This window comes from Klebsiella sp. PK01 (assembly GCF_057624675.1).
Window position 1 is genome coordinate 766182 of the sequence record NZ_JBYEZM010000002.1, and the last position, 12141, is coordinate 778322.

11 protein-coding genes are annotated in these 12141 nt (G+C 56.1%); 5 read left to right on the forward strand and 6 right to left on the reverse strand.

What is annotated here, in order from left to right:
- Nucleotides 1–28: 28 nt before the first annotated feature.
- Nucleotides 29–1093: an AI-2E family transporter gene (locus AC22LX_RS08830; RefSeq protein ID WP_045392657.1), complete on the reverse strand. Its 1065-nt coding sequence runs from the start codon at nt 1091–1093 to the stop codon at nt 29–31.
- A 223-nt stretch (nt 1094–1316) separates the two neighbouring features.
- On the opposite strand from AC22LX_RS08830, the gene bepA reads away from it, so the two are divergent.
- From bepA to AC22LX_RS08845, 3 genes are all read left to right on the forward strand, one after another.
- On the forward strand, nt 1317–2780 hold the full coding sequence (gene bepA / locus AC22LX_RS08835) for a beta-barrel assembly-enhancing protease (protein WP_047043473.1): 1464 nt from the start codon (nt 1317–1319) through the stop codon (nt 2778–2780).
- Between the two features lie 9 nt (nt 2781–2789).
- A complete protein-coding gene (arsC, locus tag AC22LX_RS08840) occupies nt 2790–3149 on the forward strand; it encodes an arsenate reductase (glutaredoxin) (protein ID WP_045392663.1) in 360 nt (119 codons plus the stop codon).
- A gap of 135 nt (nt 3150–3284) precedes the next feature.
- Entirely contained in the window at nt 3285–4196 is a 912-nt protein-coding gene (locus tag AC22LX_RS08845) for an Rpn family recombination-promoting nuclease/putative transposase (RefSeq protein WP_487333919.1), read from the forward strand.
- Here the strand turns inward: AC22LX_RS08845 and AC22LX_RS08850 are convergent.
- From AC22LX_RS08850 to AC22LX_RS08865, 4 genes are all read right to left on the reverse strand, one after another.
- Nucleotides 4193–4894 carry a DnaA inactivator Hda gene (locus tag AC22LX_RS08850; RefSeq protein ID WP_026612247.1) on the reverse strand — a complete coding sequence of 234 codons (702 nt, stop codon included), beginning with the start codon at nt 4892–4894 and terminating at the stop codon, nt 4193–4195. The genes AC22LX_RS08845 and AC22LX_RS08850 overlap by 4 nt on opposite strands.
- 98 nt (nt 4895–4992) lie before the next feature.
- Nucleotides 4993–6279 (reverse strand): uracil permease, encoded by a 1287-nt coding sequence (gene uraA / locus AC22LX_RS08855; protein WP_045379877.1) that lies wholly within the window; start codon nt 6277–6279, stop codon nt 4993–4995.
- 96 nt (nt 6280–6375) lie between these two features.
- Nucleotides 6376–7002, reverse strand: a complete 627-nt coding sequence (upp, locus tag AC22LX_RS08860) for a uracil phosphoribosyltransferase (protein ID WP_015370402.1) — start codon at nt 7000–7002, stop codon at nt 6376–6378.
- Nucleotides 7003–7198: 196 nt separating this feature from the next.
- Nucleotides 7199–8629: a 6-phospho-beta-glucosidase gene (locus AC22LX_RS08865; RefSeq protein WP_487333920.1), complete on the reverse strand. Its 1431-nt coding sequence runs from the start codon at nt 8627–8629 to the stop codon at nt 7199–7201.
- Nucleotides 8630–8878: 249 nt separating this feature from the next.
- On the opposite strand from AC22LX_RS08865, the gene purM reads away from it, so the two are divergent.
- Both purM and purN read left to right on the forward strand, forming a co-directional pair.
- Nucleotides 8879–9916 carry a phosphoribosylformylglycinamidine cyclo-ligase gene (gene purM, locus AC22LX_RS08870; protein ID WP_045392672.1) on the forward strand — a complete coding sequence of 346 codons (1038 nt, stop codon included), beginning with the start codon at nt 8879–8881 and terminating at the stop codon, nt 9914–9916.
- Nucleotides 9913–10554: a phosphoribosylglycinamide formyltransferase gene (gene purN, locus AC22LX_RS08875; protein ID WP_045392675.1), complete on the forward strand. Its 642-nt coding sequence runs from the start codon at nt 9913–9915 to the stop codon at nt 10552–10554. Before purM ends, purN begins: the two co-directional genes overlap by 4 nt.
- A gap of 53 nt (nt 10555–10607) precedes the next feature.
- Here purN and AC22LX_RS08880 read toward each other — a convergent pair whose 3' ends face one another.
- The gene (locus tag AC22LX_RS08880) at nt 10608–11948 is read right to left on the reverse strand and encodes a glycoside hydrolase family 28 protein (protein WP_487333921.1); all 1341 of its coding nucleotides are present in this window, start codon (nt 11946–11948) and stop codon (nt 10608–10610) included.
- Nucleotides 11949–12141 lie beyond the last annotated feature (193 nt).

The following is a 12141-nucleotide window of genomic DNA, read 5'->3' on the forward strand; positions in this document are numbered from 1 at the left end:
CGGCGTTTTTTTTAGCTCAATTAGCGCGTCACTCGTCTTCGATAGCCATTCCATCTGGCCAGGCATGCATTACCGCCTTGATAAGCGTCGCCAGCGGAATCGCGAAGAAAACGCCCCAGAAGCCCCACAGCCCGCCAAAAATCACCACCGACAGAATGATCACCAGCGGATGTAAATTCACCGCCTCCGAGAACAGCACCGGCACCAGCAGGTTGCCGTCCAGCCCCTGAATAATCAGGTATACGGCAAACAGGCTCCAGAACTCAGTACCCGCGCCGAACTGGAACAACGCCACGCCGATCACCGGAATAGTGACCACAAAAGCGCCGATATAGGGGATTAACACCGAGAATCCCACCAGTACTGCCAGCAGCAGCGAGTAGTTAAGACCGAAGAGAATGAAGCCTATCCAGGTAGCGACGCCGACGACAATCATCTCCAGCACCTTACCGCGGATATAGTTGGTAATCTGCTGGTTCATCTCCTTCCACACCTGCCCCGCCAGGCCGCGATTACGCGGCAATACCCGGCGTACGGCATTCAGCATCTGCTGTTTGTCTTTCAGCAGGAAGAAGACCATCAGCGGAACCAGGACCAGATAAACCGCCAGGGTCAGCAGGCCCACCAGGGAGGCGAGTGAATACTTCACCACCGAATCCCCCACGGTCAACATGCGAGTGCGCACGTTTTCCGCCATCGCATCGATGATGCCGGCATCCACCAATGCCGGATAGCGACGCGGCAGCGTGGCGGCGAAATCGGAAAGCTTATTAAGCATGCCAGGCATATCGCGGATGAGATAAATGCCCTGTTGCCAGGCCACCGGCATCACCACAAAGGCCATCAGCAGCAAGATACCGACAAATAGCACCAGCACCAGCGAGGTGGCCCAGGTTCGCGACAGGCCGATACGCTCCAGGCGAACGGTCGGCCACTCCAGCAGATAGGCCAACACGATGGCGACCAGAAGCGGCGCCAGCAGGCCGCTGAAAAAGAACATAATGCCGAAGCCGGCCAGCAGAATAACCAGCAGCGCTATCGCTTCCGGGTCGCTGAAACGACGACGATACCACTGCATTAACATCTCAAGCATAAACCCTTCCCTGAAGCGCAAATCGCCACAATCCGGGGAATTGTATCTAAGTGTCACAAAAAAGACTTCGCTTTTTATTGGCTATGACACAAACCTGCACAACTGTGCGAATATCATATTTTCAACGCCATCAACCACAGCTAAACTCGCAGAATCTGCGGCACGGGAACATTGGGCCGCGCAACCGGTCAAACTGGCACACCCACATTACAGGACAGAGGTTATGTTCAGGCAGTTAAAGAAAACGCTGGTGGCCGCCGCCGTCGCGTCGCTGACGCTGGGGACGATATTACCTGCCGCCGCTGACTCGGCGGATACGCTGCCGGATATGGGCACCTCGGCAGGAAGCACGCTTTCCATCGGTCAGGAAATGCAGATGGGGGATTACTACGTGCGCCAGCTGCGCGGCAGCGCGCCGCTGATTAACGACCCACTGCTGGTGCAATACATTAACGGGCTGGGTATGCGCCTGGTCGCCCATGCTAACTCCGTGCGTACGCCGTTCCACTTTTATCTGATTAATAACGATCAGATTAACGCCTTCGCCTTCTTCGGCGGCAACGTGGTGTTGCACTCGGCGCTGTTCCGCTATTCCGATAACGAAAGCGAGCTCGCCTCGGTGATGGCGCACGAAATCTCCCACGTTACCCAGCGCCATCTGGCGCGCGCGATGGAAGACCAAAAACGTAGCGCGCCGCTAACCTGGGTGGGCGCGCTGGGCTCAATTCTGCTGGCGATGGCCAGCCCGCAGGCGGGGATGGCGGCATTAACCGGCACCCTTGCCGGCACCCAGCAGGGGATGATTAGTTTCACCCGTCAGAATGAAGAAGAAGCTGACCGCATCGGTATTCAGGTACTGCAGCGTTCCGGTTTCGATCCGCAGGCAATGCCGGCGTTTATGGGTAAATTACTCGACGAATCCCGCTATTCCAGCCGCCCGCCGGAAATGCTGCTTACTCACCCGCTGCCGGAAAGCCGTCTGGCCGACGCCCGTAACCGCGCCAATCAGATGCGTCCGGTGGTGGTCCAGTCGTCGGCGGATTTCTATCTCGCCAAGGCCCGTACGCTCGGGATGTACAATTCCGGGGAAAATAAGCTCGGCAGCGATCTGCTTGACGCCTGGTCGAAAGGCAATATCCGCGAGCAGCACGCCGCGCTGTATGGCCGCGCGCTATTGGCCATGGAGAGCAATAACTACGATCAGGCGCGCAAAACGCTACAGCCGCTACTCAGCGCCGATCCGCAAAATCCCTGGTATCTTGACCTTGCCACCGATATCGATCTTGGACAGAAAAAGACCACTGACGCGATTAACCGCTTGAAAAACGCCAAAGAGATCCGCACCGATCCGGTCCTGCAGCTGAACCTGGCCAACGCCTATCTGCAGGGCGGGCAGCCGGCGGAAGCCGCTACCATTCTCAATCGCTACACCTTTAATAATAAAGATGACGGCAACGGTTGGGACCTGCTGGCGCAGGCGGAAGGCGCCCTGGGTCATCGCGACCAGGAGCTGGCGGCGCGGGCCGAAGGCATGGCGCTGGCCGGTAGGCTTGACCAGGCCATCTCGTTGCTGAGCAGCGCCAGTTCGCAAGTGAAATTGGGCAGTTTGCAGCAGGCGCGCTACGACGCTCGCATCGACCAGCTGCGCCAGCTGCAGGAAAGATTCCGCCCCTATCAGAAAATGTAAGGAGACCACATGTCTGACGCGGTAAAAATTTACCACAACCCGCGCTGCTCGAAGAGCCGCGACACGCTCAGCCTGCTGAAAGCCAACGGCATCGACCCTGAAGTGGTGCTGTATCTGGAGACACCGCCGGATGCCGTGACGCTGCGCCAGCTGTTGAAAATGCTCAATATGAGCAGCGCCCGTGAACTGATGCGCCAGAAAGAAGATCTGTATAAGTCGCTCAATCTCGCCGACCCACAGCTCAGCGAAGAGGCGTTGATTAAGGCCATGGTCGAGAACCCGAAACTTATCGAACGGCCCATCGTGGTCAGCCACGGCCAGGCGCGTATCGGCCGCCCGCCGGAACAGGTGCTGGAAATCGTCAGCTAACCCCTACGCGCCGCCGGTGTTGCCCGCGGCGCGATTTTTTTCGTGGCCGCTTCCAGAAAAAACAGGCCAATCCCCTCGCCTCGCGCAGTAGTGCTACTGTCCGTCCATCACCTGAATCCACTGGACGGATTGCCAATGAATAAAGCTATTTCCACGCCGCATGACGCAGTATTTAAAACCTATCTTTCCCATTCGGATACCGCGCGCGATTTTCTCCAGTTGTATCTTCCTGAAGCACTAAAGGAGATCTGCGATCTGCGTACGCTACATTTAGAATCGGGTAATTTTGTCGAAGAAGATCTCAGACCTTACTACTCAGATATTCTCTACTCGCTGCAAACCACCGCGGGCGACGGCTATATTTACGCGCTGATCGAACATCAAAGCAGCCCCGACCGACATATGGCCTTTCGCCTGATGCGCTACGCCGTCGCCGTCATGCAGCGCCACCTTGATGCCGGACACGAAAAACTCCCCCTGGTGATCCCGGTTCTTTTCTATCACGGCCTGGTGACGCCCTATCCGTTTTCTATGCGCTGGCTGGATGAGTTTGCCGCGCCGGAGCTGGCGACCACGCTCTACCACGGCGAATTTCCACTGGCGGATATCACCGTCATACCGGATGATGAAATCGCCACTCATCAACGTATTGCAACGCTGGAATTACTGCAAAAACATATTCGACAACGCGATCTGGCGCAGTTACTCGACAAGCTGGGCGAATTATTATTGACTGGATTAGCCACGCAAACACAGGTGCAGGCGCTAATGCACTACCTGGTGCTCGCGGGAAATAGCCGCGAACCGATAAAGTTTATTCGTGAGCTGGCGCGCCGGACGCCGCAACATAAGGAGACGCTGATGACTATTGCAGAATATCTCGAGCAGCAAGGCCTGGAGCGCGGTCTGCTTCAGGGCCGGCAAGAAGGTCGGCAAGAAGAAGCAAAACGTATCGCCGCCGCGATGTTACGTAGCGGCCTCGCCCCCGCGCTGGTGGCGCAGCTAACCGGCCTGGCAGAGCAGGAGTTGGCGTCGCTTTCGGCCTAAAGCTTCAGGATCTCTTTAACGAATGGGATCGTCAGTTTTCGTTGGGCGGTAATCGACGCGTGATCCAGCTGATCGAGCGTCATAAACAGCGAGCGCATTTCTCTATCCAGCCGCTTGAGCAGGAAACGGCAGACGTCTTCCGGCATCTCGAAACCGCGTAATCTGGCGCGCAGCTGCAGCGCCTGCAGCTTATCTTCATCCGACAGCGGTTGCAGCTTGTAGATTTGGCCCCAGTCAAGGCGCGAGGCGAGATCCGGCAGGCCGAGATGCAGCTGCCGCGGCGGGCAATCGCCGGTGATCAGCAGGCGAGTTTTACCTGATTCGAGAATACGGTTATAGAGATTAAAGATAGCCATCTCCCAGGGCTCATCCCCCGCCACGCACTCGATGTTATCGATACACACCAGCGCCAGTTGCTCCATGCCGTCCAGCACTTCCGGCACGAACCACGTGCGCTTATCCAACGGCACGTAGCCGACGGCATCGCCACGCTGGGATAGCTCAGCGCAGGCGGCATGCAAAAGGTGGCTACGCCCCGCGCCTTCGCGTGACCAGATATAGATGTATCCGCTGTGTTCCTGCCGCAGTACGTTCTGCAGAGCGGCAAGTAGGGAAGGATTATCACCCGGCCAGAAACTCGCGAACGTTTCGTCGTCAGGAAGATAGAGTGGCAAAGAGAGCTGTGCCGGAGCGTTCAGATGGACCTCAACATAGGCTTACAGAAAAACGCGAAGAGTTTAACACAGTTTTAGGTCCGGAGAGAACCGGGCAGGATCGCTGCCCGGTATCAGGATCGTTATTTCGCTTCTTCGCTATCCGCGGCGTCCAGCACCACTTCTTCCGGACGCAGGACGCTGATCAGTTTAAAGATCAGGCTCAGGCAGATACCGACGATCGTCGCCAGCGCCATGCCTTTCAGCTCCGCCGCGCCAATATGCACCTTGGCGCCGCTCACGCCGATGATCAGAATAACTGAGGTCAGAATCAGGTTCTGCGCTTTGCTGTAATCGACTTTTGATTCGATCAGCACGCGGATACCGGATGCGCCGATCACCCCGTACAGCAGCAGAGAAACGCCGCCCATCACCGGTACCGGGATAATCTGAATCGCCGCCGCCAGCTTGCCGACGCAGGAGAGCAGAATCGCGATAATCGCCGCGCCGCCAATAACCCAGGTACTGTATACGCGGGTAATCGCCATCACGCCGATATTTTCACCGTAGGTGGTGTTTGGCGTCGAGCCAAAGAAACCGGAGACAATCGTCGACAGCCCGTTGGCGAACATCGAGCGGTGCAGACCCGGATCGCGGATCAGGTCGCGCTTAACAATATTGGCGGTCACCACCAGGTGCCCCACGTGCTCGGCAATGACCACCAGCGCGGCAGGCAGAATGGTGAAAATGGCAAACCACTCAAAGCGCGGGGTGTAGAAGGTCGGCAATGCGAACCAGTGCGCTTCGGCGATAGGCGTCGTATCGACTACGCCCATCACGAAGGAGAGCGCATAGCCCACCAGCACGCCGATAAGAATCGGGATAATCGCCAGGAAACCGCGGAACAGTACGGAACCAAAAACCGTCACCGCCAGCGTTACCATCGAAATAATAATGGTTTTGCTGTCGGGAGCTTGACCGTCAGCCGGCAGCAGCCCGGCCATATTCGCCGCCACGCCCGCCAGTTCCAGGCCGATAACCGCCACGATGGCGCCCATCGCCGCCGGCGGGAACATCACATCCAGCCAGCCGGTACCGGCTTTTTTGACAATAAAGGAGACGATGCAGAACAGGACGCCGCACATAATGAAGCCGCCGAGCGCCACTTCATAACCCAGCGGCAACAACAGTAACACCGGGGAGATAAAGGCGAAGCTCGACCCCAGATAGGCCGGAATTTTGCCTTTACAGATAAAGAGGTACAACAGCGTACCGATGCCGTTAAACAGCAGTACGGTAGCCGGGTTAATGTGGAACAGGATTGGCACCAGAACCGTTGCGCCAAACATGGCGAACAGATGTTGCAAACTAAGCGGGATTGTCTGTAAAAGCGGCGGTCTTTCACTCACCCCGATTGCACGGCGCGTCATAATGTTGTCCTCTGAGAGTCGTTTGTTATTTGTTGTGGGCGTGATTTATTCAAAAAAAAGCCGACTCTCAAAGTCGGCTTTTTATCACTTCATCATTTATTTGGTACCGAAAATCTTATCGCCGGCATCGCCGAGGCCCGGAATAATGTATCCGTGCTCGTTGAGGCCCTGGTCGACGGACGCGGTGTACAGCTCGACGTCAGGATGCGCTTTCTCCAGCGCGGCAATGCCTTCCGGCGCCGCCACCAGCACCAGCACCTTAATGCTCGAGCAGCCCGCTTTTTTCAGCAGGTCGATAGTCGCGATCATCGAACCGCCGGTTGCCAGCATCGGGTCAACCACCAGCGCCATACGCTCGTCAATGTTAGAAACCAGCTTCTGGAAATAAGGAACCGGCTCCAGCGTTTCTTCATCACGGTAGATACCCACGACGCTGATACGCGCGCTCGGCACGTGCTCCAGCACGCCTTCCATCATCCCCAGACCGGCACGCAGGATAGGCACCACGGTAATTTTCTTACCTTTGATCTGCTCAACTTCGACCGGACCGTTCCAGCCTTCGATGGTGACACGCTCGGTAGCGAGATCGGCGGTTGCTTCGTAGGTCAGTAAGCTACCAACCTCTGAGGCGAGTTCACGGAAGCGTTTAGTACTGATGTCATGCTCACGCATCAGGCCCAGCTTGTGTTTGACGAGTGGATGTTTCACTTCCACGATCTTCATTCTCTTTCTCCTCTGAGGGGCAGCCACAAAAAAAATCGCGGGATTATACCGCTTTTTGCGGATTGCGCCATACCCATCTTGCTTGACGTATATCAAACAAAGTGATTTATGGATTGTTACACATTATAAAACAAACAAAAAAAGCCGGAGGTTCCCCTTCGGCTTTTATATCTGGCAACGCTACGCTTGTTGGCAACTACAGGTTTTCGCCGTTACTGGCAATAACCTGCTGATACCAGGCAAAAGATTTTTTCCGGCTGCGGGCCAACGTACCGCGACCTTCGTTATCTTTATCAACAAAGATAAATCCATAGCGCTTTTTCATCTCCCCGGTACCGGCGGAGACCAGGTCGATGCAGCCCCACGGGGTATACCCCATCAGGTCGACGCCATCTTCCACCACCGCTTTTTTCATTTCGGCAATATGGGCGCTGAGATAATCGATACGATACTGGTCGTCCACGCTGCCGTCCGCTTCACGCACGTCAATGGCGCCAAAGCCGTTTTCAACGATAAACAGCGGCAGTTGATAATGATCCCAGAACCAGTTGAGCGAGTAGCGCAGGCCAACCGGGTCAATCTGCCAGCCCCAATCCGATTTCTTCACGTACGGGTTGGAGACCAGGCTGGTGCTTTCGTCGTAATCCAGGTGCGGATTATCGTCAGTCGCTTTGGTGGCGAAGGACATATAGTAGCTAAAACCAATATAGTCGACACAGCCCTCTTGTAATGCCCGGCGGTCGGCGTCGGTAATATCCAGCGTAAAACCGCGGCGCGCGAAGTAGTTGAGCAGATGTTGCGGATAGCGACCGCGTACATGCACATCGGTAAACCAGTAACGACGATGCATGGCGTTCATCGCCATCATCATGTCGTCCGGCGCGCAGGTGAGCGGATAGATAGGACACATCGCGATCATACAGCCAATCTGCAGCCCCGGATTAATCTCGCGTGCCGCCTTTACCGCCAGCGCACTGGCGACTAGTTCATAATGGGCGGCCTGGAACATCACCGGTTCACGGTCTTCGCCGGGCTGATACTTCAGGCCCGAGTTGGTAAAGGGGGCGAAATCTTCATGGAAGTTGGCCTGGTTGTTGATCTCGTTAAAGGTCATCCAGTACTTCACTTTGTGCTGATAGCGGGTAAACACTACCTTCGCGAAGCGGACAAAGAAATCAATGAGTTTACGGTTGCTCCAGCCGCCGTATTCAGTCACCAGGTGGTAAGGCATCTCAAAATGGGAGAGCGTGATCACCGGTTCGATACCATATTTCAGGCACTCGTCGAACAGATCGTCATAGAATTGCAGGCCCGCTTCATTGGGCTCCAGTTCATCACCCAGCGGAAAAATGCGCGTCCAGGCAATTGAAGTACGGAAACACTTAAATCCCAGTTCGGCAAACAGCGCTACGTCTTCTTTATAACGATGATAAAAATCAATTGCCTCATGGTTGGGATAGTTATGACCAGGCAGTACGCCGTCGGTGATCGTACGCGGCACCCCGTGGGCGCCTGCGGTCATCACGTCAGCAACGCTAACCCCCTTCCCTCCTTCTTGCCAGCCGCCCTCAAGCTGATGCGCCGCTACCGCGCCGCCCCACAGAAAACCTTCTTTGAATCCGGACATATACTCTCCCTATAGACGATCGTTATGCGCTTTTCACCAAACAGAAACCGGTTTCATTGGCATAATGATCATTCATTAAAGGCGAGGCAAGCAGAAGACTGTACCCGGTTTCATTTTCGTGAACAGTATCAAATTTGCTCATCTGTAAGCCGTTTTAAATCGAGTGTAAAGCAGGCTCGCAAACGTTTGCTTTCCCTGTTAGAATTGCGCCGATTTTTCTTGCTACCGCAAACGCGTGGAGACTTCGCAGTGACCGATAAAACCTCTCTCAGCTATAAAGATGCCGGCGTGGATATTGATGCAGGCAACGCTCTCGTCGACCGTATTAAGGGCGTGGTGAAGAAAACCCGTCGCCCGGAAGTGATGGGCGGACTGGGCGGATTCGGCGCGCTGTGCGCTCTGCCGCAGAAATACCGCGAACCGGTACTGGTCTCCGGCACCGACGGCGTCGGCACCAAGCTGCGTCTGGCGATGGACCTTAAACGTCACGACACTATCGGTATCGATCTGGTCGCCATGTGCGTTAATGACCTGGTGGTTCAGGGCGCCGAGCCGCTATTTTTCCTTGACTACTACGCGACCGGTAAACTGGACGTAGACACCGCGGCAAGCGTCATCAACGGCATCGCCGAAGGCTGCTTACAGTCCGGCTGCGCGCTGGTTGGCGGCGAAACGGCAGAGATGCCGGGTATGTACCATGGTGAAGATTATGACGTGGCCGGTTTCTGCGTCGGCGTGGTAGAAAAATCAGAAATCATCGACGGCAGCAAAGTGGCTGACGGCGACGTACTGGTCGCGCTTGCCTCCAGCGGCCCGCACTCTAACGGCTACTCGCTGGTACGTAAGATTATCGAAGTCAGCGGCGTTGACCCACAGACCACCGACCTCAACGGCAAACCGCTGGCCGACCACCTGCTGGCGCCGACCCGTATTTATGTCAAATCGATTCTGAATCTGATTGCCAATGTCGACGTCCACGCTATCGCCCACCTGACCGGCGGCGGCTTCTGGGAAAATATCCCGCGCGTACTGCCGGACAACACCCAGGCAGTGATCGACGAGTCATCCTGGCAGTGGCCGGAAGTCTTCAACTGGCTGCAAACCGCCGGTAATGTCAGCAGCCACGAAATGTACCGCACCTTTAACTGCGGCGTCGGCATGCTGGTCGCGCTCCCGGCAGCCGAGGCGGATAAAGCTATCGCCCTGCTGAACGAGCAGGGTGAAAACGCGTGGAAAATCGGTTATATCAAGGCATCCGATGCCGAACAACGTGTGGTCATTGAATGAAAAACATTGTGGTGCTGATTTCCGGTAACGGCAGTAATTTACAGGCGATTATTGATGCCTGCGCCCGGAAGCAAATCAACGGCACCCTGCGTGCGGTATTCAGCAATAAGGCCGAAGCATTCGGCCTTGAGCGCGCCCGCGAGGCCGGTATTCCGGCCTTTGCGCTCTCGCCGAAAGCGTTTGATAGCCGCGAGGCCTTCGACCGCGAGCTGATGCAGCAAATCGACGCCTTTCAACCGGATTTGGTGGTGCTGGCAGGCTATATGCGCATCCTTAGCCCAGCGTTTGTTGACCACTATCAGGGGCGCTTGCTGAATATCCATCCTTCTCTGCTGCCGAAATATCCAGGGCTGCATACTCATCGCCAGGCGCTGGAAAACGGTGATGAGGAACATGGCACCTCGGTGCATTTCGTCACCGACGAGCTCGACGGCGGGCCGGTGATCTTACAGGCTCGGGTACCGGTATTTCCGGAAGACAGCGAAGATGACGTTACCGCCCGCGTTCAGGCGCAGGAGCACGATATCTACCCGCTGGTGGTGAGCTGGTTTGTTGATGGTCGCCTGCGTATGGAAGCTAACTCTGCGTGGCTGGATAATCGCAAGCTGCCGCCGCAGGGCTATGCCGCTGAAGAATAACTTGTTCTGGCCCCGGAGCAATCGCCGGGGCAACTTCCTCTCTTGTTTCCTCGCTAATTATCTCCGTTTTCCAGACATAGCGCGTTAGGGTTCCAGGCTGCCGGTAATGGGGTCGGGCGCTGATAATCAAATTCGCGCAGTGTCAGACCCGCTACGCCGTTAGCATACAGTACCGGCAAACCGCCGGGATAAGGCTCGACACCCCAAACGCGGCCGCTTTGCGGATTCAAACACCAGGCGTTATCAATCCCCATCCCGGTCGGCGACATCGGATTGCACGGCGGGCGGATATCATAAAGCCCCTGCTCCGCTGCCAGGTTCAGCTTCTGGGTTAGCTGCACGCCGTCAAACAGAATGCGCCGGATCTGACCTGGCGTTTCACTATGCAGGTTTATCGCGCCTTCGCACTCGCCAACCAGCCCGCGGAACTGGATCTGTGATATTTCGCCGGGTTCAATCGCCGGATCGCGACGGCGCGCGGAAAGGAAAACAGGGTCCGCCTCGCCCCAATGACAGGCCGGCGCGCTCACGCAATCAAAAGCAATGCTGCTAAAAATCATCCGCCGTATCCGCCCGCCGTCGCGGGATATCAGGCCAATGCCGCGATTGGAGTCAAAGATAGTGCAGTTACTCACCAGCACATCTTCAATATCCCGCCAGGTTTCAGTACCAATTTTAAAGGCGCAGCTTTTCGAGCGCAGCGTGCAGTTAACGATGGTTACCTGACGCAACGGTCGCTGGATGCGCTCAGGTTTATCGGTGGTTTTCAAACAGATGGCATCATCCGCCGCGCTGAAATAGCTATTGGCGATATGGACCTGCTGGCAGCTGTCAATATCCAGCGCATCGGTATTAGCCATCGTCAAATCATTGTCGACGGTAACGCCGTCAACCACCACGCCCGTGCAGGAGACCAGATGGATTGTCCACATCGGGGCGTGTCGTACGGTGATATTTTCCAGCCGGACGCGACGGCAATTCTCCAGCAAAATGATCCGCGGGCGCGCCCTGGCTGGCGTGCGGTAGCCCATGGCATCAACGCCACGGGAGAACCAGCCGTCAGCGCTGCCGTAAATCTCGCCGCCGCCGCAGATGGTAATATTCTGTGCATCCACAGCATACAGAAAGGCCCGATCTGAAGATTCCGCCCGGCTCAGCGCCGTCGCCTGAGCAAAGTCATCATAGTTTTCGCTAACGATAAGCTCGGCCCCCGGCGACAGCCACAGACAGGTGTTCGACCCTATCCGCAAACCGCCAAGCGCGTACCTGCCGCAATCAACTACCAACTGGCCGCCGCCTGCCTGCGCCAGTTCGTCCAGCGCCTGTTGAAAAAGTTCGGTATCCGGCGTCACGCCATCCGCATGGGGATGGCGCTGCGAAAGATAAATGTTCATAGCATGTCCTGGAAATCAACGTATTGGCTATCTCACCATCTCTCTCGCCCTCAGCGTAGGGTCGAAATCACTACCGCGGAAATATCTGCGTACCCTTTCACATTCCCCGTCACGCTCAGAGGAAAAACGTGAGATAACGCGCATAATTTACCGGCGAAAAAAATGAAAACAGGGCCGTTATCACAGTTATTGC

Coding starts and splice junctions, on each gene's coding strand:
- AC22LX_RS08830 (WP_045392657.1), bottom strand. CDS start 1,093: ATGCTTGAGATGTTAATGCAGTGGTATCGTCGTCGTTTCAGCGACCCG.
- bepA (WP_047043473.1), top strand. CDS start 1,317: ATGTTCAGGCAGTTAAAGAAAACGCTGGTGGCCGCCGCCGTCGCGTCG.
- arsC (WP_045392663.1), top strand. CDS start 2,790: ATGTCTGACGCGGTAAAAATTTACCACAACCCGCGCTGCTCGAAGAGC.
- AC22LX_RS08845 (WP_487333919.1), top strand. CDS start 3,285: ATGAATAAAGCTATTTCCACGCCGCATGACGCAGTATTTAAAACCTAT.
- uraA (WP_045379877.1), bottom strand. CDS start 6,279: ATGACGCGCCGTGCAATCGGGGTGAGTGAAAGACCGCCGCTTTTACAG.
- upp (WP_015370402.1), bottom strand. CDS start 7,002: ATGAAGATCGTGGAAGTGAAACATCCACTCGTCAAACACAAGCTGGGC.
- AC22LX_RS08865 (WP_487333920.1), bottom strand. CDS start 8,629: ATGTCCGGATTCAAAGAAGGTTTTCTGTGGGGCGGCGCGGTAGCGGCG.
- purN (WP_045392675.1), top strand. CDS start 9,913: ATGAAAAACATTGTGGTGCTGATTTCCGGTAACGGCAGTAATTTACAG.
- AC22LX_RS08880 (WP_487333921.1), bottom strand. CDS start 11,948: ATGAACATTTATCTTTCGCAGCGCCATCCCCATGCGGATGGCGTGACG.